The organism is Bacillus jepli, from assembly GCF_047238305.1.
In the GTDB taxonomy this organism is placed as follows: domain Bacteria; phylum Bacillota; class Bacilli; order Bacillales; family Bacillaceae_L; genus Ferdinandcohnia.
This window is the reverse complement of sequence record NZ_JBDFMO010000001.1, coordinates 3,064,703-3,089,488: the sequence shown is the minus strand read 5'-3', so window position 1 is coordinate 3,089,488 and position 24,786 is coordinate 3,064,703. Positions and strand designations below refer to the sequence as shown.

At 37.6% G+C, this 24,786-nt stretch carries 28 protein-coding genes and 2 pseudogenes; 7 read left to right on the top strand and 23 right to left on the bottom strand.

Annotated features, from left to right (window positions below; genetic code table 11):
* Positions 1–19 precede the first annotated feature (19 nt).
* The 4 genes from ABC371_RS15830 to ABC371_RS15815 all read right to left on the bottom strand — a co-directional run bounded on the left by ABC371_RS15830 (position 20) and on the right by ABC371_RS15815 (position 3,054).
* On the bottom strand, positions 20–601 hold the full coding sequence (locus ABC371_RS15830) for a YpmS family protein (protein WP_412897654.1): 582 nt from the start codon (positions 599–601) through the stop codon (positions 20–22).
* Between the two features lie 24 nt (positions 602–625).
* The gene (locus tag ABC371_RS15825) at positions 626–1,408 is read right to left on the bottom strand and encodes a GDSL-type esterase/lipase family protein (protein WP_412897653.1); all 783 of its coding nucleotides are present in this window, start codon (positions 1,406–1,408) and stop codon (positions 626–628) included.
* Between the two features lie 176 nt (positions 1,409–1,584).
* Complete coding sequence (locus tag ABC371_RS15820; protein ID WP_412897652.1) at positions 1,585–2,430, bottom strand: metallophosphoesterase; 846 nt, start codon at positions 2,428–2,430, stop codon at positions 1,585–1,587.
* Positions 2,431–2,502: 72 nt separating this feature from the next.
* On the bottom strand, positions 2,503–3,054 hold the full coding sequence (locus ABC371_RS15815) for a YkoP family protein (protein ID WP_412897651.1): 552 nt from the start codon (positions 3,052–3,054) through the stop codon (positions 2,503–2,505).
* A 141-nt stretch (positions 3,055–3,195) separates the two neighbouring features.
* On the opposite strand from ABC371_RS15815, the gene ABC371_RS15810 reads away from it, so the two are divergent.
* The gene (locus tag ABC371_RS15810) at positions 3,196–3,345 is read left to right on the top strand and encodes a hypothetical protein (RefSeq protein WP_412897650.1); all 150 of its coding nucleotides are present in this window, start codon (positions 3,196–3,198) and stop codon (positions 3,343–3,345) included.
* 369 nt (positions 3,346–3,714) lie between these two features.
* Here ABC371_RS15810 and ABC371_RS15805 read toward each other — a convergent pair whose 3' ends face one another.
* Positions 3,715–4,305, bottom strand: a complete 591-nt coding sequence (locus tag ABC371_RS15805; RefSeq protein WP_412897649.1) for an SCO family protein — start codon at positions 4,303–4,305, stop codon at positions 3,715–3,717.
* Between the two features lie 178 nt (positions 4,306–4,483).
* Here ABC371_RS15805 and ABC371_RS15800 point away from each other — a divergent pair, with 178 nt between their 5' ends.
* Positions 4,484–5,104, top strand: a complete 621-nt coding sequence (locus ABC371_RS15800; RefSeq protein ID WP_412897648.1) for a YitT family protein — start codon at positions 4,484–4,486, stop codon at positions 5,102–5,104.
* Positions 5,105–5,133: 29 nt separating this feature from the next.
* On the opposite strand, the gene cysC is transcribed toward ABC371_RS15800, so the two are convergent.
* The 5 genes from cysC to ABC371_RS15775 are packed head-to-tail and all read right to left on the bottom strand — an operon-like array spanning position 5,134 to position 8,903.
* Entirely contained in the window at positions 5,134–5,733 is a 600-nt protein-coding gene (gene cysC / locus ABC371_RS15795; protein WP_412897647.1) for an adenylyl-sulfate kinase, read from the bottom strand.
* A gap of 10 nt (positions 5,734–5,743) precedes the next feature.
* Positions 5,744–6,892, bottom strand: coding sequence for a sulfate adenylyltransferase (sat, locus tag ABC371_RS15790; protein WP_412897646.1), 1,149 nt, complete (start codon positions 6,890–6,892; stop codon positions 5,744–5,746).
* On the bottom strand, positions 6,879–7,610 hold the full coding sequence (locus ABC371_RS15785) for a phosphoadenylyl-sulfate reductase (RefSeq protein WP_412897645.1): 732 nt from the start codon (positions 7,608–7,610) through the stop codon (positions 6,879–6,881). The genes sat and ABC371_RS15785 overlap by 14 nt, the downstream gene beginning before the upstream one ends.
* Positions 7,591–8,151 (bottom strand): histidine phosphatase family protein, encoded by a 561-nt coding sequence (locus tag ABC371_RS15780; RefSeq protein WP_412897644.1) that lies wholly within the window; start codon positions 8,149–8,151, stop codon positions 7,591–7,593. The genes ABC371_RS15785 and ABC371_RS15780 overlap by 20 nt, the downstream gene beginning before the upstream one ends.
* Positions 8,136–8,903, bottom strand: a complete 768-nt coding sequence (locus ABC371_RS15775) for a phosphosulfolactate synthase (protein ID WP_412897643.1) — start codon at positions 8,901–8,903, stop codon at positions 8,136–8,138. Before ABC371_RS15775 ends, ABC371_RS15780 begins: the two co-directional genes overlap by 16 nt.
* A 267-nt stretch (positions 8,904–9,170) precedes the next feature.
* On the opposite strand from ABC371_RS15775, the gene ABC371_RS15770 reads away from it, so the two are divergent.
* The 3 genes and pseudogenes from ABC371_RS15770 to ABC371_RS15760 all read left to right on the top strand — a co-directional run bounded on the left by ABC371_RS15770 (position 9,171) and on the right by ABC371_RS15760 (position 11,299).
* Positions 9,171–10,394: an MFS transporter gene (locus ABC371_RS15770; RefSeq protein WP_412899371.1), complete on the top strand. Its 1,224-nt coding sequence runs from the start codon at positions 9,171–9,173 to the stop codon at positions 10,392–10,394.
* 15 nt (positions 10,395–10,409) lie between these two features.
* Positions 10,410–10,697, top strand: a complete 288-nt coding sequence (locus tag ABC371_RS15765; protein ID WP_412897642.1) for a hypothetical protein — start codon at positions 10,410–10,412, stop codon at positions 10,695–10,697.
* Between the two features lie 123 nt (positions 10,698–10,820).
* Positions 10,821–11,299, top strand: a pseudogene (locus ABC371_RS15760) (PCYCGC motif-containing (lipo)protein).
* Positions 11,300–11,765: 466 nt separating this feature from the next.
* On the opposite strand, the gene ABC371_RS15755 reads toward ABC371_RS15760, so the two are convergent.
* The 3 genes from ABC371_RS15755 to ilvA form a co-directional block, all read right to left on the bottom strand.
* The gene (locus tag ABC371_RS15755) at positions 11,766–12,608 is read right to left on the bottom strand and encodes a DegV family protein (RefSeq protein ID WP_412897641.1); all 843 of its coding nucleotides are present in this window, start codon (positions 12,606–12,608) and stop codon (positions 11,766–11,768) included.
* Between the two features lie 137 nt (positions 12,609–12,745).
* Positions 12,746–12,997 (bottom strand): DUF2535 family protein, encoded by a 252-nt coding sequence (locus tag ABC371_RS15750; protein WP_412897640.1) that lies wholly within the window; start codon positions 12,995–12,997, stop codon positions 12,746–12,748.
* Between the two features lie 86 nt (positions 12,998–13,083).
* On the bottom strand, positions 13,084–14,355 hold the full coding sequence (gene ilvA, locus ABC371_RS15745; protein ID WP_412897639.1) for a threonine ammonia-lyase IlvA: 1,272 nt from the start codon (positions 14,353–14,355) through the stop codon (positions 13,084–13,086).
* A 227-nt stretch (positions 14,356–14,582) separates the two neighbouring features.
* On the opposite strand from ilvA, the gene trhA reads away from it, so the two are divergent.
* On the top strand, positions 14,583–15,236 hold the full coding sequence (gene trhA / locus ABC371_RS15740) for a PAQR family membrane homeostasis protein TrhA (RefSeq protein ID WP_412897638.1): 654 nt from the start codon (positions 14,583–14,585) through the stop codon (positions 15,234–15,236).
* 223 nt (positions 15,237–15,459) lie between these two features.
* Here trhA and ABC371_RS15735 read toward each other — a convergent pair whose 3' ends face one another.
* A complete protein-coding gene (locus ABC371_RS15735) occupies positions 15,460–17,424 on the bottom strand; it encodes a LuxR C-terminal-related transcriptional regulator (RefSeq protein ID WP_412897637.1) in 1,965 nt (654 codons plus the stop codon).
* A gap of 107 nt (positions 17,425–17,531) precedes the next feature.
* Here ABC371_RS15735 and ABC371_RS15730 point away from each other — a divergent pair, with 107 nt between their 5' ends.
* Positions 17,532–18,251, top strand: a complete 720-nt coding sequence (locus ABC371_RS15730) for a hypothetical protein (protein WP_412897636.1) — start codon at positions 17,532–17,534, stop codon at positions 18,249–18,251.
* A gap of 124 nt (positions 18,252–18,375) precedes the next feature.
* On the opposite strand, the gene ABC371_RS15725 is transcribed toward ABC371_RS15730, so the two are convergent.
* From ABC371_RS15725 to ABC371_RS15685, 9 genes and pseudogenes are all read right to left on the bottom strand, one after another.
* The gene (locus tag ABC371_RS15725; RefSeq protein ID WP_412897635.1) at positions 18,376–18,870 is read right to left on the bottom strand and encodes a dihydrofolate reductase; all 495 of its coding nucleotides are present in this window, start codon (positions 18,868–18,870) and stop codon (positions 18,376–18,378) included.
* Between the two features lie 68 nt (positions 18,871–18,938).
* Entirely contained in the window at positions 18,939–19,238 is a 300-nt protein-coding gene (thyA, locus tag ABC371_RS15720) for a thymidylate synthase (RefSeq protein ID WP_412897634.1), read from the bottom strand.
* A gap of 257 nt (positions 19,239–19,495) precedes the next feature.
* Positions 19,496–20,155, bottom strand: a pseudogene (locus ABC371_RS15715) (thymidylate synthase); the annotation flags it as partial.
* Positions 20,156–20,200: 45 nt separating this feature from the next.
* Positions 20,201–20,917, bottom strand: coding sequence for an anthrax toxin lethal factor-related metalloendopeptidase (locus ABC371_RS15710; protein ID WP_412897633.1), 717 nt, complete (start codon positions 20,915–20,917; stop codon positions 20,201–20,203).
* Between the two features lie 193 nt (positions 20,918–21,110).
* A complete protein-coding gene (locus tag ABC371_RS15705; RefSeq protein WP_412897632.1) occupies positions 21,111–21,701 on the bottom strand; it encodes a YpjP family protein in 591 nt (196 codons plus the stop codon).
* Between the two features lie 332 nt (positions 21,702–22,033).
* The gene (locus ABC371_RS15700; protein WP_116352272.1) at positions 22,034–22,165 is read right to left on the bottom strand and encodes a YuzL family protein; all 132 of its coding nucleotides are present in this window, start codon (positions 22,163–22,165) and stop codon (positions 22,034–22,036) included.
* A gap of 46 nt (positions 22,166–22,211) precedes the next feature.
* Positions 22,212–22,994 carry a class I SAM-dependent methyltransferase gene (locus ABC371_RS15695; RefSeq protein WP_412897631.1) on the bottom strand — a complete coding sequence of 261 codons (783 nt, stop codon included), beginning with the start codon at positions 22,992–22,994 and terminating at the stop codon, positions 22,212–22,214.
* Positions 22,995–23,033: 39 nt separating this feature from the next.
* Positions 23,034–23,468, bottom strand: coding sequence for a BrxA/BrxB family bacilliredoxin (locus tag ABC371_RS15690; RefSeq protein ID WP_412897630.1), 435 nt, complete (start codon positions 23,466–23,468; stop codon positions 23,034–23,036).
* 115 nt (positions 23,469–23,583) lie between these two features.
* Positions 23,584–24,708 (bottom strand): conserved virulence factor C family protein, encoded by a 1,125-nt coding sequence (locus ABC371_RS15685; protein ID WP_412897629.1) that lies wholly within the window; start codon positions 24,706–24,708, stop codon positions 23,584–23,586.
* Between the last annotated feature and the right edge of the window lie 78 nt (positions 24,709–24,786).

Sequence of the window (24,786 nt, the reverse complement as noted above, 5' to 3'; positions counted from 1 at the left end):
AAATCAATCATGATCTGCTCTAGTCCATTGGAACCTGTAAGTTGAACCTTAACTCGTCCTTACTTAAATCAAAAGTATCCACTTCAACCTTCGTGTCGCTTTTCATTTTCATCTCGGACAAATAGACATAAATATCTTGTTTTTTCGCATCGATCTGAACCCACTCCGGAAGATTGTAGTAGTCATTAATATAGCGTAAAACAAACGTTACTGGTAAGTTCACTTGACCAACTGTAAAAGCCTCCTGTTGTAAAAGCAAATCCCCGTTCTCAAGTACCTCAGGCTTAAAGGTCATGACCATATCAATCTCTTTTCCAAAGACCGTAATCGTCCCGAGCAGCATGACCCGCTCTGTCAACAATACTTTATAGTTTAGCCGATTATCCTTTGCCTCTTTTTTCAAAAAATTGTTGATAACCCTTGTTAGGTCCTCTTTGTTTGTTTCAACAGATAGATTCACATAATCCTTCGAAACAACTTTTTCCTTCGGGGTCACTTCTTTATTAGGCGTAAAAAGTAACCCGATAAAAATGAGGACACATAGCAGATTAATCGTAAGTAGTGTAAGGAATAAGACCTTCCATTTATTTTTTATCTTCATCAAAGACCCCCTCTACGAAGGAAATCACTCTACCATGATTGCTTCAAAAATCCTTTCACTCATTAATTCATACCCTTTTGCGTTTGGATGAAACTCATCTTCTGCCAAAAGATTATCACTTGTCTGGCTAAACACATCATCCACTTCAACAAATTTAGTATGTTCAAATTCAGAAAGAATGTTTTTACTACCTTCGTTCCAATTGTCAACAATCGTATTAATTTCAGTTGAAAGATCGATAAACCAACCGAACGGATTATAAAGCCCTACTAGTACGATTTCAGCATCACTATTATAATTTCGAATATTTTCAAGGACTTTATTGAGGCGAACCTCATATTTTGCCTGTTCTTTTTGGAACACATTTAATGATAAATCAAAAAGATTTTCTTTTACAATTTTCATTATATCATTACCACCGATGGTAATGATAATGATGTCTGCATCGGCAATCCCTTCTTGTACTTCCTCATTCTGCAATCGATTAAGAAGATCTGTTGTTTTATGCCCTTTCACACCGAAATTCTCAAGAGTTACGGATTTTACTTCTTTTTCTCCAAGTAACTTTTCCTCTAGTAAGGTAGTATAGCCTCCCTGCTTTGTTTCATCGCCGACACCCTTTGTAAGAGAATCACCGATTGACGCAATATGAAGATCCTTCGGGATAAAATCATCCGGGATATCCTGCTTCGGAGTTAGGCCCGTATCGTGGGTACTGGTAGCAATTCCTGTTGTTGCTGGCATCCCGCCAGAACATCCACTTAACAATATAATCGTAAAAATAATGGCTAAAAAACGTTGGTTCATTCTGGTCACCCACATTTCTATTTGTGACTGTTGTCTACTAGTTTAGTATTATAGCATACGTAAAAAAACCTTTAACGATTCCAGTTTCAGTGAAACTCTGTAATATTTATATTCGTCTTGAAAATTAAACCCAATCACAAAAATGCTAAAAAGACGCCTATATGGACGTCTTTGCTCTAAACGGCTTGACTAGCACTTTCTTCCCCTAGTGTAAGGGTATGAATAGTAATTTCGGGATTGCTTCGCATTCGAATATTAACGCCCGTTTGTCCCAATCCTTCATTAATGTAAAAGGGTTTCCCATCGTGAGTATGAAGACCTTTTATCATCTTCATTCTAACAAGTTTCCCCATTTTCACCAAGTGATAGGGCTTGGGATAACAGATTTGTCCACCGTGAAAATGACCCGATAATAAATAATCAAAATGATAATCCTTCATTTCAAGGACAAGGTTTGGATCATGGGTTAACACAAGGTTATAGCCAGCCTTTAACGACGCATAGGATTTTTCGAGGTTACTTCGTTTCGAACTAGAATCATCGATTCCAATGATATTCAAATGATGCCCTTGAATCACGAGTGCCTCATTTTCATTTTGAAACGTTTTAACTCCGTGTTCTTCTAAAAGTTGCTTTAATTTTTCAAAATTCTCTTTGCGTAAGAAATAATCATGATTACCAAACACTGCATAAATTCCATGTGTTGGGGCTAGCTTATTTAATACGTCAAGATAAGGCACAAGCTTAGGTATACTCCGTTTGCGATCTAAAAAATCACCCGTAATCGCAATTAAATCAACTTTTTCATTTTTTACTTTATTATATAATTCTTCAGGAGTAATTGATAGATTTTCAAGATGTAAGTCTGATAGGTGAAGAACATTAATTTGTGTTGGATTCACAAAACTTTTTGTAGGGGTAACAATAATTTTATTCAAATTTACATTGTATGTGTTTTTATTTCCTTTTCTAAGAAAATAGAAAACCATCAAAATTAAAATAAAGATGATAAAAAATTCCATAAAAAAACACCACCTTTTCTCCTTCCATTATAATGACTAGAATTCGAAAAGTTAGTGGTAATGATTGGATACCTATCGATACAATTCAAAAAGTGTATGTTTAGACATAAATAAATACATGGGATGTCTTCGGATACTTTGCACCGATATTGTAGAGACAGCCATACAATACATCGGGAGGAACACGATGAACTTAAACCAAAGATAAATTTTATTTGATATCGCAATTGATTCAAAACCTAATCTCCGGCTCCCCTTGTTTAATGCCGTAATGCCAACGAGCCCTTTGATTTCATTTTTCTTAGGATGGTTATGCAGATAATCAGCAACCCCTGGCAATGCTTGCTTCACTTGCTTATATATGAGCCTCGCCTTTGATGTTTCTCCTTTTACACCAAAGAGCTCCCTTAGCAATATCACATTATGCAGATGAATTTTGATTAATAAGTCGTTTTTCTTAATTTCTGTTCCATCTTCCAGAATACATGACCGACCTTTGTATTTTGTTATTTTTACCCTAAGTATCTGATTATCCTCTACATATGTAAGCCTTGTAAATGCATAATAAATTGGATCAAGAATTGTCCAAATGGTAATCAAGCACAGCTTCATCCTCGCAAGCATCAATGAATCCCCTTTTACAATTATTTCATTTACATTTTCTCTAATTGGCATGAATTTTATTTTGGAAAAGTAAGGTAGCATGAGAAATTGGTTCTTTTTACAAACTATAATCATCAAAATAAAAGGAAATGAGGTATTCTCATGAAAAAAGAACGCGAAGATCAATCTGTTTCGAAACAAGAATTCCCAGAGCAAATCTCAAGCGGTTGTCTCACCTTCACAAGCCACGAGTTGTTCTGGAAAGAGCTTGAAACAATTGTAGTGGATGGGGTTGAATCGGCAGAAGATTAATGCTTTAGGGATTTGGCGGATTAAATCCGTTACAATTTTGGGAATTTTTAGAAAAGGTCATGGCATAAAAGTGTGATATACGTTGACTTTTGGATATTTCAGGAAAAAGGTACAACATAAAAACAAGATATGATACTACTTTTGGAAAAAACATGTAAAACCCATTATATAAAGACGAGATATAATATAACTTTTGGATATTTCAGGAAAAAGCCATTTCATAAAAACTTTATATTCGTTGACTTTTGGATAAAATAGGAAAAACCTACTTATAAACGCTTTTTATTGCAGGTTAATCCTGAAATAGAACACTGCATAAAATTGCCCCAACCACGCAAAAAGGACTCCACTGGGAGTCCTTTTTCCAACCTAAAGGATTGTCTTAATATCCTTTATAATTTCATCATACGGAGTGTCTGAGACCCCGTCGTACTCTTTCAGAACCGTTCCATTTTGATCAACTAAGTAAAATTTGGTTACATGCAAGACTTGATCTTGACCTTCTGGTTTAGCAACTAATGCTTTAAAGCTGTCTTTTGCAAATACGGTAATCTCATCCAGACTATAACCGGTTAATAAATGCCAGTTCGATATATCGTCACTATATCCTTCAGCATACTCTTTCAACAATTCAGGTGTATCCACCTCTGGATCCACTGAAAAGGAAACGAAATCAACATCAAGTCCCTCTTCTTTAACCATGCTTTGAAGCTTCGCCATATGAGCAGTCATGGGTGGACAAACGGTATCACACTGTGTAAAAATCATGTCCGCAATCCAAACTTTTCCCTCTAAATCCTTTAAGCTAAAGTTTTCGCCATTCTGATCCACATAAGTGAAATCGGAAACCTCATAATTTAACGCATTCGGAATTCCACTACCGCATGCAGCTAAAACAAAAATAAGTGCAATCACAACTAAAAATTTACCTTTTTTCACGTTTTCACCTACATTCATCATTTTGCCATTCAATAATTTATTTTAAAGAAAATGTGACAAACATACAACCAATATAGCTGTGAACAATTTTCGAACATATTGAATAGCCTGTCAACATAAAATGGACAAGGAGAGTGAGTTTCGGGAGGTTACGCATTATGAAGTTCGATTATTGCTATCAGAAAGGTCATGTTGACCAATGCCTAAAGTTGTAATCACCTATATTTGTATTGTTTTTGGCGCATTTTTACAGGGGCTAGGTATGTCCTTATTCCTGTTTCCTCATAACATTCCTTCCGGTGGTGCTGCGGGGCTCGCGATTTTAATGAACCACTGGGTACAACTGCCTTTAGGCATTTCCCTTTGGATTGTTAATTTCTCCTTTTTAATATTAGCTTTAAAATATTTTGGATTTTCCTGGACAGTCAAAACGATGATAGCTGTAACGATAACATCCGTTACAGTAAGTTATGTATCAACCCTTGGCTCATTCCTTACCCCGTTTTTCTGGCTTGACCTTTTGTGTGGTGCGATGATTTTCGGAGTCGGTGTTGGGCTTTTAATTCGAAGTGGTTCATCAAGTGGAGGGATGGTCATCCCGGCGTTAATGATTGCCAAGTATAATGATTGGTCGCCAGGCAAAGTTATGCTTTGGATGAACTTTTTTATTTTTTTATTAACAGCATCTGTCATTGATATCCGAATTGTCTTTTATGCCATTCTTTGTCAAACAGTATCAACGAATATCATCGATTTTATTTATCACCTTAGAGCACCGACCTTTATCACAACAAATCAGCTCGGTTGGAGAAAAAAATAAAGTAAGAAAGCTAGGTACACTTTCTTACTTTAAAGAATTTCCTTTTGTTTTAAATAGTCAATAATAGTTTCAACCGATTGTGAAATGGTTAATTGGTCTGTTTCGATCACCAATTCTGGATGATCCGGTTCTTCATATGGAGAGCTTATTCCGGTAAATTCGGTGATCTCTCCTTTTCTTGCTTTTTTGTATAAGCCTTTTGGGTCACGATTTTCACAAACAAAAATGGGGCATTTTACATAGACTTCAATAAATTCCCCTTCAGGAAACAACGCCCTCACCTGTTCGCGATCTTCACGAAAAGGTGAAATAAATGCTGTTGAGACGATTTGCCCACTATCTACAAATAACTTTGAAACCTCACCAATTCGGCGAATATTTTCTTTACGATCTTCCTTACTAAACCCAAGCCCCGCATTTAAGCCATGTCGAATATTATCCCCGTCAAGGACATAACTCTGCACCTTTTTTGAAAAAAGCATCTGGTCAAGGGCATTTGCTAACGATGATTTTCCAGAACCTGATAAACCGGTAAACCAAATCACACAGCTTTTATGGTTATTTTGTTGTTGTCGCTCGTATTTCGTTACTGTTGATTGATGCCATATAATATGTTGTTTTTCGCCCATAGTCCCCACCTTATATCTTCGAATATTGTTCAGCCATGCCTCGAATGAGGACCTCGACTACCTCTGGTCTGCTAAATTCCTTTGGTGGTTTTTTACCCGCTTGAAGCATTTCTCGTACCTTTGTTCCTGACAAGATTACATGGTCTTCCTTATGGTGCGGACATGTTTTGGCAGACGCCATATTCCCGCATTTTTTACAGAAGAAACTATGTTCAAAAAATAATGGATAAATCCCAAGTTCCTCTTCCGAAAAGTGACTAAAAATATTTTGTGAATCATAGGTACCATAATAATTTCCAACCCCTGCATGGTCACGTCCTACGATAAAATGTGTGCACCCATAATTTTTCCGAACTAATGCATGAAAAATCGCTTCTCTTGGTCCTGCATAACGCATCGCAGCTGGAAATACAGAGAGGAACACTCTGTTTTTCGGATAGTATTTTTCTAGAAGAACCATGTAGCTTTCCATTCGAATATCACTCGGAATATCATCCGCTTTCGTTTCTCCAACTAGCGGATTTAAAAATAACCCATCGACCACTTCTAAAGCAGACTTTTGAATGTACTCATGTGCCCGATGTACAGGATTCCTTGTTTGAAATCCCACTACCTTTTTCCAACCCAAGTGTTCAAATACTGCTCTTGTTTCGATTGGATCCAAATAAAAGGTCTCGAACTTCTTTTTCTTTGGCCGTTTGACAAGATGGATCGGTCCGGCGATATACACGTTAGGTCTTTCATATAATTTGTTGACGCCTGGGTGCTTGGTGTCTGTTGTTCGATATACCTTAAAAGCTTCCACTACTTTGTCTGGGATATATTTTTCAGTCACTTCTATAACTCCGTATACTTCACCATTTTGAACCAATCGTGCCTTTTCGCCGATTGCGATTTTTTTTGCTGTTGAATGGTCTACTGCTAATGTGATTGGAATAGACCACGGAAGACCATTTGCAAGTCTCATGGAGTGCAGAATGGATTCGTAATCGGCCTTTCCTATAAAGCCTTCAAGCGGACTATAGGCCCCTACTGCAAGTAATTCCAAATCACTTAGCTCCATATTGCTTAGTTCAATTTGATTGTCGATGTCTTCATGGTTAATCGATGGATTATACCGATTAACCAGTGTACCGCCATGCGGTTTACTTAATGCCACTTTCAAAACCTCCATTTACATGTAATCCGCATTCTGTTTTATCGGAATTAGCCCATCTTCCTGAACGCAAATCGCCATTTAGTACTTGGTTCGTACAGGGTGCACAGCCAATGCTCGGATAATTTTTGTCGTGCAATTCATTATAGGGAAGGTTGTTAATCTTGATGTAAGTCCAAACATCATCCCACGTCCAGTGAATAAGCGGACATATCTTTATGTTTTTAAATTTTTCATCCTTATTGAGGTATTCCGTATTTTTTCGGCTTGGTCCCTGTTCTCGACGCAATCCCGAAATCCATGCCTTCGTTACAGATAGAACCTCATTTAATGGTTCAATTTTTCGAATTTGGCAGCATAAATTAGGATTTGTTTTCCACAGTTCATCACCGTATTTTCTTGCTTGTTCCGTCAAATTAAATTCCGGTTTCTTCATTTCTATATGGAGAGTTGGATATTTTTCTTTTATTTTATTGATGAGTTCATATGTTTCTTTAAAATGAAGCCCTGTATCTAAAAAGACAATTCTTGCCTTTTTATTTACTTTTGATATGAGATCGATTAGAACAATTCCCTCTGCCCCAAAACTGCATGCGTACACAATATCCTCGGCTGAATATGTGTTATATGCCCACTTTAAAATGTCGTAATAGTCTTTGTTGTTCTTGACAACTTCTGTAACGATTTCCTCGTTCCAATTTTCATATGTGATGGCGCACAATCTGGAGTTCCTCCTCTCCAACCTCGATTGTTAGCGACTGGTTGTTTTTTATTTCGAGGTGATTCATTTGATCGATGTTGCCAAATCTATAATAGGATAGGCAAGCGCGAATCCATGACCCATGCCCAAATACTAAAATGGACTTGTAATCCTTGTATTTTTCGATAAATGTGATCACACGTGTTTCTAGGTTTGCTATTGATTCCCCTAGCACGATTTTACGCGGGTTTGTATACCAGTTTTCTTTATGGGTTTCGATTAATTGCTGTTTTTCTTTCCCCTCGAATTCACCGAAATCAAGTTCATTCAACAAAGGCTCAATTTCAAATTGGTTATACCCATAGGCTCTCGCAGTATCTTGTGTACGGATAAGCTCACTGGTTAAAACTAATGAGTATTGGTGTCTTAATTGTTGCTTATTTTTTTCGATTGCCTGTTTATTTTCATAACTAATTTCTAAGATTGGAATGTCACGATTGCCTTGGAGAACTCCTTTTTCATTCCAGTCGGTGGGAAGATGTCTGATTAAGGTAAGTTCCATGTCTTTTCCCCCATGAAAAAGGTTTCGCTTCGTAATCCCACCCTTTGTGCTTCCAATACAAGTACATCATTGAGTTTGACGTTGCCAAGATTGACATTTGTGCCAAATTGATTGATGAAAAACATTTGCTGCTTAGGTGTTGGTGCTTCGAAAATAAGCTTATTGACGTCAATATCTTTCGAAATCCGTTCAATTAACTCCTTGTTAACACTTCCATTAGAATTGTAGATTCCAGCAGTTCCTGAATCTCTACCTTCCGTAATGACATATTTACAGCCCGCCGCTAATAACAAGTTAATTTCATATTCCCATTCAGATAATGGCATTTCTTTGTCTTGATCCTTTGAACCCACTTCAGCAATCACATTAAAATGTTTTTTGCATTTTTTGATGAGTGAAAGCCTTTTATGAAGTGGGATATCCACTGTTCCGTTTGAAATTTCAATCCATTCAATCCCAAGTTTTTGTAGACTTTCGGTATATTCATCAAACTTTTCCTGAACATAGCATTTTTCAAATAGCGTTCCGCCGCAATATGGAATGACCTTATATTTTTTATAAAGATTGATTTTTTCTTGTAGGTTAGGGGTTACATACGCGGAGCCAATCCCGATTTTCGCAATATCTATATAAGCATGGTAATCACGTAAATACGCCTCTAATAGGGCAATAGGCGTTCCAAAATCAGCAATAGAAGTTATTCCATAGCTTCGTTCGCCCTTTGTTCGCAATGGAACATCTAGAAAGTCCATCGGCATAAATCCTCCTTTGTCAACAAGCGCTCATTCGTTTGTTTAATACTCTTTTTGTTACATACACCCATCTTCTTACAGTTGCTATGTTATTCAAAAATAGGTAAATGGTGTATAGAATGGGCTTTTCTATTGCTCCTTAAACTGGAAACTACTTACTGAATAGGTATCGTCACAATTTGAAAAAATAGTAAGGCATTAATTGATTCAAATTTGACACCGTATATAAGGAGATGCAAAAACTTGTCCAACAAAAAGAATTCAGCAATGACAATTGTTGCGATTGGTTCAATTCCACTGATCCTTGTACTAGGCAATTCAATGCTCATTCCTGTCTTACCTCAAATGCAAAAAGAATTAGATATAAGTCAATTCCAGGTGAGTCTTGTCATTACTACTTTCTCAGTAGCAGCAGCGATTTCCATCCCATTGCTCGGTTACTTCTCAGATCGCTTTTCTAGAAAAGCCGTCATCATACCTGCGCTCATTCTCTATGGTATAGGTGGATTACTCGCTGGGGCTGCATCCGCATGGTTTTCTAGTCCATATTATTGGATCATGGCTGGTCGGGTGATGCAGGGTATTGGAGCAGCAGGTACTGCACCTATCGCAATGGCACTTACAGGTGATTTATTTAAAGGTGGCAAACAAAGCCGTGTCTTAGGGCTAGTTGAAGCCTCAAATGGCTTTGGAAAGGTTATTTCGCCGATTATCGGGTCATTACTCGCCCTGTTATTTTGGTATGCAGCCTTTTTCGCTTTCCCAGTCTTTTGTTTACTATCAGTGCTTCTCACGATTTTTTTCGTGAAAGAGAAAAAACAAAAGAAGGAACCCCCACCACTTAAAAAGTATGTGCATGGATTATTTTCGGTATTTAAAAATGAAGGTAGATGGTTATTTACAGCCTATTTGGCTGGCGCAACTTGTTTATTCACCCTGTTTGGTATTCTCTTTTATTTATCTGATGTACTTGAGAAAACCTATAATACAGATGGAGTTCTTAAAGGATCGATTTTAGCCATTCCCCTTTTATGTATGACGACAACTTCCTATATTACCGGGAGTAAAATCGGTAAAAAGATGCCTTTAATGAAAAAACTCATCATCATTGGATTACTTCTCATGACTGCATCATTTGCGTTGTTAGTCTTTTTTGAAAGCCTCATTCCGTTTATTGCCGTTCTGGCTATTAGTAGTATCGGAACCGGTCTTGTACTGCCGTGCATTAATAGCTTTATCACTGGTTCAGTTTCAACTGAAAAGCGAGGTTTCGTTACCTCTCTTTATGGATCTGTTCGGTTTTTAGGAGTGGCTGTCGGGCCCCCTATTTACGGTTGGTTAATGAATTGGTCCCGTGCCGGAATGTTTTTATCCACCGCTTCGTTAACCCTAGTCGTAGGTCTTTTATGCATGATTTTAATTCGAGTGAAAAAGAAAAAACCAAGCAAGGAAACAAATGATTCTGTGTTCAAGAAATTGCAGTTCACGTAAAAAGGAGGAATTGTCTTGCAAATATTTGTTTCCCCAGAGTTAATTAAGGAAGAATGCCAAATTTTAAATATCGTCAATCAAGATAAAAAGGCACTCGGCTATATTGCTTTCTTCTTTGATGATAAAAAAATGTATGTCTATGGACATTGTGAGGAAACGGGTGTTAGTAAGGATTTCAAAGATACCATCACACCGTACATTCAAGGAATGGCCAAAGCAAAGCCGGACTTAGATATTCTCTCTTATATTTCAATTGGCGGAGAAAAACTGGATTTATCAGATGAAGAATCAGAAAGTGAGTAAGGATATCGGTTTCGATATCCTTTTTTGCTGTCTTTTCTTATTTTGACAAAACGGTGAAATCATTATGTGAAAGGAATTGATTTGTTAAAATGAGCTTACAGTGATAACGAAATGTTTGTTTTTATGAAAAAAACTATTGTCTTTCTCTTGCTTGTTCTCGTGTTTGGGTTATTTGGCTGCTCTCAAAATGAGGAAGGTCATGAGGCCAGTGACGAAGAACATGTAATGGGAGATATACGAGAGGAAACGGCTTCATTTGATGTGAAGCCATCTTTTTTAGATGGTAAATCAGAGGAAATGGTGACCATTTATAAAGCTGCTGCCATGCATCAGGTTCTATTGGAATCAATGCCTTGCTACTGTGGGTGTGCGGACTCAGTAGGCATCGAGATAATTATGATTGCTTTGTTCATGAGAACAAGGGCGATGCGGTCGTTTGGGATGATCATGGTACTAAATGTATGGTATGTTTAGAAATCGCTGCTACTGCCGTGCTAGAATATTCAAATGGGAAATCACCAAGCGAAATTCGGGCAATGATTGATGAAACCTATAAAGAGGGTTACTCTAATCCTACACCAACTCCAATGCCAGAAATCTAAAAAAATGACGTATGAAAATTCACACGTCATTTTTTGCTTTTCGACAAATTATATTTGAGTGGAGCGTTGTAGTATATAGCGATAATAGTTCCTACGAAATTTTCCCATGAGATTCTTCCTCAAAGACATTTCGTCCAGTGGCCTTGTACGTTTTGTCCTCGAAGCGCTCTATCAGAGACATTTTGTGCGGGGACCTTGTACGTTTTGTCCTTGAGGCGCTCTATCAGAGACATTTTGTGCGGGGACCTTGTGCGTTTTGTCCTTGAGGTGCCCTATCAGATAAATTTCGTTCGATAACACTGTACGATTTGTCTTTGAGGCATTCTATCAAAGACATATAATTGGTATAGTTTAAATGTTTTGTCCTCGAAAAAATCATGTCAAAAACATCTACAAGGTCTCTATTCACTTTTCTCCTATTGAAAAAAGTACCCTGGAGTATTACTCCAAGGTACTAATAATCGATCTATTCTACATAATACATAAACCCAATTGCACCTGGGCCAGTGTGGGTGCTGATGACCGGTGTGGTCTCTACGATATCCACATCGGTATATCCAGTTAGCTTTTTAATCGCATCCTTTAAATTTGATGCAAGTTCCACTGCATCGACTTGGGCGATTGCCACACCTTTTATCGTTTTATTACTTACATCCTCTGCAAACTTTTCACTTAAGAATTTCACGATTTTCGAATGGCTTCTTACTTTGGAAACCGGTGTATAGACTCCATCCTGCAAGGAAGCAATTGGTTTAATGTTCAATAAAGAGCCAATTATTGCCTTGCCTTTACCAATTCGGCCACCTTTTACTAGGTTTTCTAAAGTGTCAACGGTTACAAACAGCGTAGAATTTTCTCTAATTTCCTCAACCCGGTTTACTATCTCGTCTTTTGTGTGCCCTGCCTTTGCCATTTTTGCAGCTTCGACAACCTGAAATGCTAAGGCTCTAGAGATATACATAGAATCAATCACGGTGACTTTCGATTCACTTATTCTAGCTGCATTTTCAGCAGACGTCACTGTCCCACTCATACCACCTGTCATGTGGATGGAAATAATTTCACTTCCATCATTTCCTAATTGATCGTAAAGCTCTACGAAATGTCCAACTGCAGGTTGAGAGCTCTTTGGTAACTCGGCTGATTGCTTCATTTTTGTTAAAAATTCATGAGGAGTGATATCCACACGATCTAGAAACGTTACCCCATCAATTGTTATGGATAATGGGACGACGGAGATACCAAGTTCTCTTACTAGCTCCTCTGAAAGATCTGCTGTTGAATCTGTTACAATTTTCACTTTTGACATACGTTCACTTCCTACGTCTGGCATACATCTATTAGTAATAGCTTGTCCATATTTTAACGGGTAAATTGCTCATATTTAATGTTTAAAAGCAAAAAAAAAAGCTGATTTTATTGTTTTAAAATCAGCTCATTCTAAAACTATGCGTTATATTTTAACATATCTAGTTGAAAAATACGTTCGTAATCAGTCCATTTTAGAACAGTCTTCAAATATTCTCGAAACGAATAGATTTGGTTTGGACTTGATTTTGACATGATTTTCGACAAGAATACCTGTAAACGAAAATCGAGCATAAAGTGATACGTGTTGCCTTTCTCCAATACTGGAATTTCAATTACTTTAACCTTCTGTCCATAACAATTTTTGAACTCTAGGCTTTTGAATAGCAAACTATCAGTCCTTTTTCACCCGTTTCTTTTATTATACATGAGAACAAGCTCTTCGTCTTTGTCTAAATATGTTAAAACATTGAATTTTAAATCAACAAATTAAATAATGTATTTTCTTTGTTTAGTTCACGGAATGGAAACCCTTTTTTCATCATTCTGTTCACTAAAGCGTCATAGTCATCTTTTTGCTTAAGCTCGATCCCAACAAGGGCAGGTCCATTTTCCTTATTGTTTTTCTTCGTGTATTCAAATCTGGTAATGTCATCGGTCTGTCCTAATACATCCAGTAAGAACTCGCGCAATGCGCCCGCTCTTTGTGGGAAATTCACGATAAAGTAGCATTGCAAGCCTTCATACAGCATCGAACGTTCTTTGATTTCCTGCATTCGGCTAATGTCATTATTTCCACCACTAAGTACACACACTACGGTTTTACCTTTTAGCTTATCTTTGTACAAATCAAGAGCCGCTAGTGATAATGCACCTGCAGGTTCCGCAACGATGGCATTTTCATTATATAAGTCCAAAATGGTTGTACAAACCTTCCCCTCAGGAACAACAACAATATCATCTACAAGCTCTTTACTAATTTCATATGTCTTTTCGCCGACTGTTTTTACGGCTGCACCGTCAACGAATTTATCAATTTTCGCCAAAGTGGTAACCTCACCATTTGCAATCGAGGTTTTCATGCTTGCCGCCCCCGCTGGCTCAACACCAATCACTTTTGTATCAGGAGAAATACTCTTCATATAGGTTGAGATACCTGAGATAAGTCCACCTCCACCAATCGCTGCAAACACATAATCTACAGGTTCGGCACAATCGTTTAAAATTTCAACCGCAACAGTTCCCTGGCCCGCCATCACATCTGCATCATCAAATGGGTGAATAAACGTCCGATTTTCTCTTTCACAGCATGCCACTGCTTCCTCATAGGAATCATCAAATGTGTCACCAGTTAACACAATATCAACATAATCACGACCAAAAGCTTCTACCTGCGAGACCTTTTGTCTTGGAGTAGTCGATGGCATATAGATTTTACCTTGAATTTTTAGCGCAAAACAAGAAAAAGCCACCCCTTGGGCATGGTTTCCAGCACTGGCACAAACAACTCCATTTTTCAGTTCATCTTCAGTTAAATTTTTGATACGATTATAAGCTCCTCTGATTTTGAAAGACCGTACAATTTGTAAATCCTCTCGTTTTATCAATAAGTTACATTCGTAACGTTCAGAAAGTAATTCATTTCTTTGTAAAGGTGTATGGATTATAACATCCTTCAATGTTTGATTTGCTTTTATAATATCCTCTACATGGATCCCGTCTAGTTTTTGTTTTACTTCGTGTGCCATGAGCCCCATATCCCCTTTCACGTATTTCTACAACAACACAGTACAGTATTGAAGATTTAATTTGTTCATTATAACACGAATTGGTCTATCTGTCGTAAAGTTTTCTAAATATTTTATTACTTTTTAAAATGAAAACACTTCCATTTTTTCATTCATGTATAATTTGTATTATGGGATTGTTAGCAGTATGATGAGAAGAAGAAAAATGAAGTATGAGGTGAAAATTTATGACATTTCGGCAAGAAACATTAAAGGAAGAAATTGCAAATGCCATTACACATGGTCTTGGTGTTTTATTAAGTATTCCAGCACTTGTATTGCTAATCGTATTTGCTGTTAAATATGGTGACGTCTGGCATGTTGTAAGCTTTTCGATCTTCGGGGCAACGATGTTTCTCCTTTATCTATTCTCAACGCTTTTGCATAGCATCACACATTTAAAAGCCAAAAAGGTATTTGCAATCTTAGATCATTCAGCGATTTATTTATTGATTGCCGGAACCTACACACCTTTTGTTTTAGTTGCAATTGGAGGCTGGCTAGGCTGGACGATCTTTGGAATTGTCTGGGGATTAGCTGTCATCGGTATCGTGTTTAAGGTCTTTTTTGTAGAAAAATTCATGATTCTTTCAACTGTTTGCTACGTCCTCATGGGCTGGCTGATCGTCATTGGCATTAAACCATTGTATGAAAGCATTGGATTCAACGGCTTTATGCTTTTGCTAACGGGTGGAATTCTCTACACGGTTGGCGCTGTGTTCTATGTATGGAGAAAGCTTCCGTTTAATCATGCGATTTGGCATTTGTTCGTATTGGCGGGTAGTGCTGCGATGTTTTTCTCCGTGCTATTTTATGTCGTCGATGTACCGTTTATATCTTAAAAAGAAGCCCGAATATTTTGTTCAACCGGTTTTCTTGCGAGAGAAAAATTAGTTTAGCAGGAAAACACAGGGAAACAGAACTTTTCACAATATAAATCACTAGAAACAAGGCTTAGAGAAATTTCAACTCAAAGCCTTGTTTTTTTATTGATTATTAAACTAAACTTACCAATTAGGAAAAAAAACTTAAAGTCATTATGAAGGACAAATATATAGAAGTTCTTTAACTCTGCAGCATCAAGTGAATGAATTGAGCCCTGTTCTTAACGCCAGTCTTTTGATATATATTTCCAATGTGTTTTTTTACAGTTACAAGGCTAATGTACAAATCATTTGCAATTTCCTCATTTGTTTTACATGCTAATATTAAATCTACTACCTCTTGCTCTCGTCTCGTAAAAGAGTATTTGTGAGACAGAGGCAAGGTATACCCTGCCTGTTCCATCTTATTATCTAAAAAAGAATAAAAGTTTTCACCACGTAAATCAAGTACGAAGGTGGCGGCCGGAAAATTCTCACCAAAATCATAGTGGATGAAATCGGGTATTCGCTGAAAGCCTATTGATTCTAGAACCATGGCAAGACCAGGATAAGCAATCGAAGTGACAAGAAGACGATTGGGACCTATATAGGATAAAAGACCTTTTAAAATATCTGATCGGACTATTTCTTCCGTCATGGGAACGATTGAATCAAACATCCTAAGAAACCAATTGGATCCTTTCTTTAAATCAGATTCATTAGAAGCATAATGAAGATAATGTCCAATTACGGGCTGTTCAAGTAAATAGTCGATGTACTTATGGATGGGTAGCACGATAGATAATCCAATGATCTCCCTATCCTCATTCCTTAATAATCGAACACTGTCACTACCAAATTCAAGCAATTCCTTGGGACGAATCAGGTCAAATTCATTACAAATTAGGGTAACATGTTGTTCTTCCGTCATTCCGTCTAATTCTATTAGTTCTGCTGATACAGTCACTGTTTGTTTTCGCCTTTGGATATAATCCTGTACTTCATCATACATCGAGGGATTCATCCATTCAAAATAATTTGTCGATTGAACCTTGCCTTTAAAATATAAGTCTTGTATATAAGGAACCCCTGTGAAGAAATAAAAATGATAGAACTCCTCGATTAGTCCATCATGTTGTTTCTTAAAAGAATCCTTTAGTCGGTGATAAAAATAAAAAGCGCATCGTTTTATGTATTCATTGTAAAGGTTTGGCAACCTTCGTTGGAAATCGACATTAACCGCTTCCCTAACAAGATCATGGATAAACCAGCCTTTTTTCGAAGATCTACAAAAGGAAAGATTCGTCAGTTGATGGAATAACGATGAGGAAATCTCCTCCTGCAATACATACTCTAAAATTTCTTGATTAAACTCAAACAATAATGAAGAGACTGTAACCAAGTCCTTAAGCTTACTGTCTGGTATGCACTGATACCAATATTGACTCATCTCGTTAATAACTCCATTTTTTACATGCTCCAGCGAAACCAATTCGTTGGACTGAATCATAGAAAGGGCTAAGGCTATAGAGAGTGCATGGCCACGAGTAATTTTCCAAATTGAAGTACATGTATTCATGTCTAAGTGATGAATCGATAGTAGATTCATAACCTCCTGATAGGAAAAGGGCTGAACCTCCATGGATGATATTCGCCTCTGAGGATGTAAATCCGTTATCCAATGAATGGGTAACATCTGCGAACACGTTATAATTATCCGCACCCGGGGATCTAGTTTGCTAATGAGATGTAATCGAACGAATACATCCTGAGATAAAAGGTATTCATAACCGTCTATCACAAAAATAACAGATTTATTTTTTGCGATTTCATTAATAATGGAAGTAGCCCTCTGAAGAGAATCGATTACCAGTGAAGCATCATATTTGTCTTCCTTACATAGGGTTCGAAACAAATTTTGAACAAACAAGCCTTCAGAATACATTGAATCTTTACCGTTTACCAAAATCCATTCGAAATTCATGCCCTTTGCAATCCCTGCAAATTGGTCCAACAATGTAGTTTTACCTACTCCACTAATGCCTTGTAGATACAACATTTTCCCAAACTGACATTTGTCTTGTCTCTGACGTAGGAATTCCTCAAATTGTCTATACTCACGCTTTCTAATCAGATGGTAATTATCATCTACAATACCTAAGGTCATTCCCATAACCTCCAGTGAAAAAGTATACCTAAGTATAATATTATTCAAAAATGAAATGCATTACAATATATTGGAAAATAACCGAAAATTATTGGAGGAAGATGCATATGAAAGTAACCGAAGAAAAACTGTGGCTTCATTTTCTATCGAGGTGGATGTTTCTTTTACCTCTGCCCATTGTCCTTTTGCTTCTCTGCGCAGGGATGTTAGTGAGCTTAAGTGGAGATTCCCCCATCGAATTGGCCTTTATGATTGTTGGATCTGAATACCCACAATGGCTAAGGCTGCAAGGACTTGCACTTAATTTACTATGGGGTTCAATGGCCGTTTTTTTCATTGCATTAGCTCGACTCTATCGAATGGAATCCCCCATCAAAAGCACTTTCTTAGCAGCAATGGGCATTGGATTCATTATTCCAATGTCAGCAGGTAATCTTCAGTGGGCAGCAGCTATGGATATTGCAAAACGTTATAGCAATGCCTCAACCGAACAGCAGGAAATCATCGAACAAATTCAAATGACTGTTTTCCAAATTGTAGAATCAAGAATTGATGTGGCAAATTTATTTTGGGGGTTAGGTTTCATACTAATTTCCCTTATGGCTCGAAAGACAATTCCGATGTTTATTCATATTTTATATCTTATTTCCGCTGCTATCATGTTATTAGTCTTTTTTTCGAATATTTTGGGATTCACTTTTCCTTTCGCTGCCATTCCAGTATTCTGGCTTGTCACTCTAATTGCTCACATCTCCCTTGGAATTGTGTTTATTAAAAAGAAGAAAGTTGATACTTCCATTGTGATATCAACCCCTGAAAAGATGTAATCAAATAAATCTATAAACAAAGTTTAACAGTATGTTCAATAAAAAACGCTGTGATTTCCAATGTGGAAATCATAGCGTTTTGGGTTGTTAATTTTTGGGATACACTACGGTAAACCCATTTAATTTAATTCTGCGGGATTTTTTCATATACGAAAAACGTATACTCATATGGATTTTTTTCGTCTTTAATACCTTTTTCCTTTGAAATGACCTGCCACTCTACTTTATCAAATGCTGGAAAGTAGGTGTCTCCTTCAAATTCCTCTTCGATTTCGGTTATGTATAGACGGTCTGTGTAAGGAAGTATTTCTTTAAAAATCTCAGCCCCACCAATCACAAATAGCTCCTGTTGTGTTTCTTCACTCATTTTAACGATTTCATCAATAGAATGAATCACTCTACAGCCATCTGCCTTGTAAGAAGTGTCACGTGTTACAATGATATTTTCTCGACCAGGTAGAGGTCGTCCAATTGAATCATACGTTTTTCTCCCCATGATGATAGGGTGACCCATCGTAACCCTTTTAAAATAAGCTAAATCCGCAGGCAAGCGCCATGGAAGATCATTGTCCTTACCGATTAGTTGGTTTTTATCCATTGCTAGTAATAATGAAATCATGTTTATCATCCTCACAAAAAAAGATCCTAAGGTCGATTATACCTTAGGATCTTAGAAATAGAAATGCTTTAAACGGCAACTGGTGCCTTAATTGTTGGATGAGGTTCATATCCCACAATTTCAAGCTCGTCCATTTCAAAATCAAAAACAGATTCAACAGCCTGATTTAATTTAAGAGTCGGAAACGGACGAGGGTCACGACTTAGCTGTATATTTACTTGCTCTATGTGATTTGTGTAAATATGGGCATCCCCAATTGTATGGATGAAATCTCCTACTTCTAACCCACATTCAAATGCGATTAAATGGGTTAAAAGGGCATAGCTTGCGATATTGAAGGGAATTCCGAGAAAAAGGTCGCCTGACATGATCTTCGACTAGGTTCGCTACATCTAGCCCGTTCTTCTATGAACTGCTGTATGTCTTCATACAGATGAGACTATATCACGATCCAATATGGACCCCTACCATTTCCACCTGCTTAGGTGTACTCCCAAATGGGATAGTCGTTAGGCATTTATGTTTCAATAAGAAACAATTTAGCACGGGATTGTCTTTTTCAAGAGTTTCCCCGTTTAGGCAGGTTTTCATATAGGGATTACTCCCTAAAGGCGCTCATTTATTAACGCTGGTACAACTGGCAACTTAATTTCCCTTCTGCCACGTAAAACTGAAACAGACTGTGACATGGCGGCAAGGCCATGAATTCCACATCTCCAGGGTTGTAGCCGACAACAAGGTGACGCCTGCTATCTGGATTATTTTTGATTTGATTGATGACATTTTTCAATTGGTCAATAGTCTCACCACGTGATGTTTCCCACGCTCTCCACTGTTTCCCATAAACCGGACCAAGCTCGCCGTATTTAGCAGCAAACTCATCATCCTCTAAAATTCGTCCTTTAAACTTGTCCATTTCAGCTTGATACAACTCATTAAAATCTGGATCCTTCTGGCTTCGATTACCGAAATCCGTCATATCTGGTCCATCGTATTCATTGCTCTCAACCCAATTTTTAAAAGCCCACTCATTCCAAATATTATTGTTGTTTTTAAGAAGATACCTAATATTCGTATCCCCTTTAATAAACCAAAGCAGTTCGCTCGCAATGAGGCGAAAAGGAACTCTCTTCGTTGTAAGTAAAGGAAAGCCTTCACTTAGATTAAAACGCATTTGGTACCCAAACACAGATACTGTCCCTGTTCCAGTACGGTCCATTTTTTTTGTACCATTTTCAAGTACATGTTGTAATAGACCTAAATACGCATTTTCTCCATGTTTCAATAGATTCACTCCCTACTAAACTTCATGCTAATATCTTACTACATTTCATTGCTGAGTTTCACCTAAATCGACAAAAAATTGGTAAGTCATCGGTGCTACTAGCTTCAGTTGATTTCTTGACTGGTAAGATAGATAATACATCGCAAAGGTTTCAGCGAAGTATTCTTCGGGATAGTCACTAAAATAAGCACGATTCGGGAATAATTCATTTACTTCTTTTTTCCAAATTGATAGAAAAGTTGGATCCGCGCTGATTGAATCTAACACAAAACTGTCAATCGAATGGGCTAACTCATGGAGCTCTAAATTGATAGAACCATGCCCTTTTCCTTTTTCACTATACCCGATTTTTGCGAGAACGACCTCAGAGCCACCAATTCCAGGCACATCGTCCCATGTCGGACCATTTTGACTATACCCGCGGGGCTTTTCCCCCTTCAGATAGGCAGCAGTAGGCTCGTCCGTTAAAAAACCAGTAAAAAGCTTCAGTACAACGCCATCATCAACCAATCCTCGTAGAATGAGTTCATCAATATGATTAACCCGTTCAATCATTTGCGCTGCTGCAGCTTCATTAAACTTCGTCTCCGGTAATAAAATAATCTCTTTTAACGTATCATAGTTTTTCAAATTTGATGTTTGTGTATATAGTGTCAGTGATTGATAATCTTTTAGTGGAATTCCATGAGGCGACGCTTCACCAGGATGATAAGTAAAGCCGACTAGTACAAATAGAAGTGTAAGAATACCTATTTTTTTCATAAGAATGCTCTCCCTAAAAATGTGAATAGATTCATAGATGCATAAAGTGCACTCTTCTTTTAAATTGTAAAAATAGTATAACATATTTTAAAAACCTAGTCTGCTAGATAAGGAGTGGAAACTTCTACTAAGAAAAAACAAAAAGGCAGTTCAAAAGCTCGTAAATTCGGCCTTGAACTACCTTTTCCTATTATTAACTTAGCCATTTCGGCGGAGTATTTTTATCCCAATAAATATCACCTAACGCATGATGTGTTTGAAATCCATCATGATGAGTGTGGTAATGGAAATTAAACCAATAGCCATCCTGTGGTGGATGGTCTTTGCGCACATGGAAGCGAACAATATCCTTCCCACTTGTTGTATCAAAAATATGGAAAATCTTTTCCCCATTTCCTCCAGAAGGTTGCTCTGAAATTTCAAGGTGATCAAGTTGTTCAGTTGGGTATTGCTCTGCTAATAATTCAATGACACTTTCAATTTTCGGTAAAATTTGAGTGCGGAATTCATCTTCAATTACAGGTCCGATTTTCCTTCCGAATTTCTCGAAAGACTTGGTTTCTGCCTGTGTCATCGCATACGTAACAAAGCTTCTATTATCATATCCATAATTCGATTCAAACTCAGAATATAACTTTGATTCAGCATTTTGTTCATCTATTGCATTTCTACTTGGTTTATCCGAATTTGGTTGCTCCATTGTGAGAGCTGGTGGAGGCGCTACCAATCCAAGTGTCAAAATAGAAAAAGAAACAACTAATGCTTTCCGCAACCATTTTTTCATAACCTAAACGCCCTTTCAACACATTTACCCATACGCCTATTTTAACACAATCTCACAAAAAGTTTTACTATGAAAATAGCAAAATATAAAAAAATAAGGATAAATGCCCATACTAATCAAACAACATTAGGATTTATTTAGAAAAAATAAAGTTCATAAAATCTTCATTATTTGATAAAATAGAGTTACCATACATATTTGAAAGGTGGATTCATAAAAATGGATTGGATTTTTGGTATTGCAAGCGTAGTAACATTAGCATATTTTATCTTTTGTTGTGTGGCTGATTAATAAAACCCGCATTCGAAGCGGGCTTTTTTTGTAGAAACAGGTTACATATTCTTTTTCTTTTTCCTTGACGAATCCATTGCCATTCTTCCTGTTTCTTGATTCGTTGTTCCTTGCCCTTCTACATTTGCAGAACTTAATCCAACTGTTGAAGGATCTTTTTTACGTTTTGCCATGATCATCACCTCCGTTATTTAAAATCTCCAAAGGTGTGACAAAATATCAAGAACCCTCTATTTCAATGACTCCAAAATGGAATTTTGCTGTCTTTCGTTTGAAAACAGTGAATCCATATCTCTCAAATTGTTCACTCTTCCAGTGGTCCTTAAGTACCACTTTTTGTCTTGCGACTCGCTTTGCTGCCTCGATCACTTCAGGAGTTAGAGTGGAATAAATTGCGAAATTACGGAGTCCCTTAATCCCTTCCGATTCTTCAATTGTTTCTTCAAACATTGGATCAAAATAGACGACATCAAAGCTGTTTGTAGGGCAACTTGCTAAAAAACGTTCAAATTTCACATGCTGCACTTCAATCCGGGCCATCGCCTCATTCATCACCGAGTAAACGGTCTCCCAACTTTTCAACCCGCCTTTTAAAAGATAATACAAATACTTGTTTCCTTCTAAAGACACAACTTTACCAGTCTCACCGACAACCAAGCTCGCAACAATACTGTCAGAACCCAAGCCTAGTGTACAATCTAAAATGGTGTTTCCATTCGCTAATCCTGAAGCCTGAATAAATGGATCATGTTCTCCTTTGATAATTCGCTTCATCCGAAACATGGCAGAATTCGGATGAAAAAAGAGCGGATTATCTCCATCCCTAGGATGAATTTCAATTCGATTTTTCCCAACAACAAGAATATCGTCTTCGGTTTGTTCTTGAAGTTTATGGATAGATTGTTTATTTCTTCGAAGAAATGGAACTGCGAGTTCCGCAGCCACATTTTTAGCCAATTTCACCATTCCATCATTCGTTCGTCCTGCAGTTGTTACAATCATATCATCACCTACACAAAAAAGATGTTGTAATGACATCTTTTAGCAGTGCTTATTTAATGCGGAAGTTATATTTTCCATAATGCCTTCCATTGAGTTAGTTTCAATTTCATGTCGAGGAATGAAGTGTAAAACTTCCTTGCCTTTTAGCAATGCCATTGATGGAGATGATGGCTCATAGCCCTCGAAATACTCTCTCATCTTTGCAGTTGCATCTTTATCTTGGCCAGCAAATACGGTTACAAGATGATCCGGCTTTTTCTCGTTATTTAGAACTGCTTGTGTTACAGCTGGTCTAGCAAGGCCTGCCGCACAACCACAAACAGAGTTCACAACAACAAGTGTTGTTCCATCCGCCTTTTCCATGAAATTTTCTACATCTTCTTCTGTTTGAAGCTCTTCAAAGCCCGCTACTACTAGTTCTTGGCGCATCGGCTTCACGATTTGCTTCATATATTCATCATATGCCATTGACATATAGAATCCCTCCCTTTTTTTTCAATAAAACAAGCATACTATTTTGAACATGCAAAATCAATTTTCAAACACCATCTTATGCCATTTACTTCTTATAAATGTACTCAATTGCCTATTAGTTATTCCTGCTTTCCGTCATTTGCTTCCAAACAGAACCCTTTGCTTCCTCGCCACCTTCAATTCTTTCGATGGCTAGTTTGATTTGCATTTTCACTTCAAATTCCGGATCATCTTCTGCTGCTTTAAGTGCATCAAGTGCTGTTTCATCGCCAACCTCATATAAAAACATGGCAGCACGCCATCTTACAAGCTTGCTTGTATCCTTTAAAGCCTCGCACATCGCACCAATTGCAGCTGGATCGCCGATATCTGATAAACAATCACCTGCTGTTCTTCTAACTGTAACGGACTTATCCTTTAACGCCTCATACAGGTATGGCAATACAACTGGCTTTTCAATCATCCCTAAATAAACAGTGGCTAACCGACGGATTGACGGTTTTTCATCTTTTAAGGATTTCGCAAGTACTGGTAAATCATCTTCTTCTGGATCCATTTGCTCTAAACTTGCATAGCGGTTTGTCCAATCAGGATCATCCAACATCTCCAACGTAACTTTATAAGATTGACGTTTTGGGACAGTTGGTGCTGATGTTTGCTCCGAAATTTGCTGTACAATACGGTCCAGACGCTCTTTCGGGTAGGCAGCCGCAAGCTCATCAACTACTTCCTTTCCGATTTCATCGTGATTGCCATACCGCACGCCTTGTTCCTTCCATTCGCGTTCCAGCACAACATTCCCCGAAACTTCTTGAGCACGCAGCAAGCTTTCTCTGAACGCGTCAGGTAATCCAAAACGGAACTCTTGTTCACCGTCATGGAGCTTAACTTGCATGGGAAGACCTTTATACATTTGCACAAAAACCTTTACTTCCCCAAAATGTTCGTCGAGTTTCGGTCCTTCTTTTTCTCCTTCAGTCACATCTTCCCCAAAGACTTTACGTACATTTGGTAATAGCTCCTGCCAGTCATATCTTGCATTTCTTTCAACTGCTAAAAAATCGGCAACATGATAAACACCTTTAATGCCTTCGATAGCCATAATTTCTCTAATTAGTGGTGGTGCTTGATCTATGTTTTCCTTTTTATAATTATTGCTTTTTCCTTTGGGTAGTTCCTCGTCTAAAATAATCTTCATTGTATTCGGACTAGGTGTTGGTTCAATTGATTTTATTTTCATATCTACCGCTCCTTCTCCTACGAAATCAACTACCGTAATTGTAGCACACGCAATTACCAATAATCCATTACAAGAGCT

Excerpts from the sequence above, each read along its gene's own strand:
- ABC371_RS15830 (WP_412897654.1), bottom strand. The coding sequence starts at position 601 with ATGAAGATAAAAAATAAATGGAAGGTCTTATTCCTTACACTACTTACG.
- ABC371_RS15825 (WP_412897653.1), bottom strand. The coding sequence starts at position 1,408 with ATGAACCAACGTTTTTTAGCCATTATTTTTACGATTATATTGTTAAGT.
- ABC371_RS15820 (WP_412897652.1), bottom strand. The coding sequence starts at position 2,430 with ATGGAATTTTTTATCATCTTTATTTTAATTTTGATGGTTTTCTATTTT.
- ABC371_RS15815 (WP_412897651.1), bottom strand. The coding sequence starts at position 3,054 with ATGCTTGCGAGGATGAAGCTGTGCTTGATTACCATTTGGACAATTCTT.
- ABC371_RS15810 (WP_412897650.1), top strand. The coding sequence starts at position 3,196 with ATGAAAAAAGAACGCGAAGATCAATCTGTTTCGAAACAAGAATTCCCA.
- ABC371_RS15805 (WP_412897649.1), bottom strand. The coding sequence starts at position 4,305 with ATGATGAATGTAGGTGAAAACGTGAAAAAAGGTAAATTTTTAGTTGTG.
- ABC371_RS15800 (WP_412897648.1), top strand. The coding sequence starts at position 4,484 with ATGCCTAAAGTTGTAATCACCTATATTTGTATTGTTTTTGGCGCATTT.
- cysC (WP_412897647.1), bottom strand. The coding sequence starts at position 5,733 with ATGGGCGAAAAACAACATATTATATGGCATCAATCAACAGTAACGAAA.
- ABC371_RS15780 (WP_412897644.1), bottom strand. The coding sequence starts at position 8,151 with ATGGAACTTACCTTAATCAGACATCTTCCCACCGACTGGAATGAAAAA.
- ABC371_RS15775 (WP_412897643.1), bottom strand. The coding sequence starts at position 8,903 with ATGGACTTTCTAGATGTTCCATTGCGAACAAAGGGCGAACGAAGCTAT.
- ABC371_RS15770 (WP_412899371.1), top strand. The coding sequence starts at position 9,171 with ATGACAATTGTTGCGATTGGTTCAATTCCACTGATCCTTGTACTAGGC.
- ABC371_RS15755 (WP_412897641.1), bottom strand. The coding sequence starts at position 12,608 with ATGTCAAAAGTGAAAATTGTAACAGATTCAACAGCAGATCTTTCAGAG.
- ilvA (WP_412897639.1), bottom strand. The coding sequence starts at position 14,355 with ATGGCACACGAAGTAAAACAAAAACTAGACGGGATCCATGTAGAGGAT.
- trhA (WP_412897638.1), top strand. The coding sequence starts at position 14,583 with ATGACATTTCGGCAAGAAACATTAAAGGAAGAAATTGCAAATGCCATT.
- ABC371_RS15735 (WP_412897637.1), bottom strand. The coding sequence starts at position 17,424 with ATGACCTTAGGTATTGTAGATGATAATTACCATCTGATTAGAAAGCGT.
- ABC371_RS15730 (WP_412897636.1), top strand. The coding sequence starts at position 17,532 with ATGAAAGTAACCGAAGAAAAACTGTGGCTTCATTTTCTATCGAGGTGG.
- ABC371_RS15725 (WP_412897635.1), bottom strand. The coding sequence starts at position 18,870 with ATGATTTCATTATTACTAGCAATGGATAAAAACCAACTAATCGGTAAG.
- thyA (WP_412897634.1), bottom strand. The coding sequence starts at position 19,238 with ATGTCAGGCGACCTTTTTCTCGGAATTCCCTTCAATATCGCAAGCTAT.
- ABC371_RS15710 (WP_412897633.1), bottom strand. The coding sequence starts at position 20,917 with ATGAAAAAAATAGGTATTCTTACACTTCTATTTGTACTAGTCGGCTTT.
- ABC371_RS15705 (WP_412897632.1), bottom strand. The coding sequence starts at position 21,701 with ATGAAAAAATGGTTGCGGAAAGCATTAGTTGTTTCTTTTTCTATTTTG.
- ABC371_RS15700 (WP_116352272.1), bottom strand. The coding sequence starts at position 22,165 with ATGGCAAAACGTAAAAAAGATCCTTCAACAGTTGGATTAAGTTCTGCA.
- ABC371_RS15695 (WP_412897631.1), bottom strand. The coding sequence starts at position 22,994 with ATGATTGTAACAACTGCAGGACGAACGAATGATGGAATGGTGAAATTG.
- ABC371_RS15690 (WP_412897630.1), bottom strand. The coding sequence starts at position 23,468 with ATGTCAATGGCATATGATGAATATATGAAGCAAATCGTGAAGCCGATG.
- ABC371_RS15685 (WP_412897629.1), bottom strand. The coding sequence starts at position 24,708 with ATGAAAATAAAATCAATTGAACCAACACCTAGTCCGAATACAATGAAG.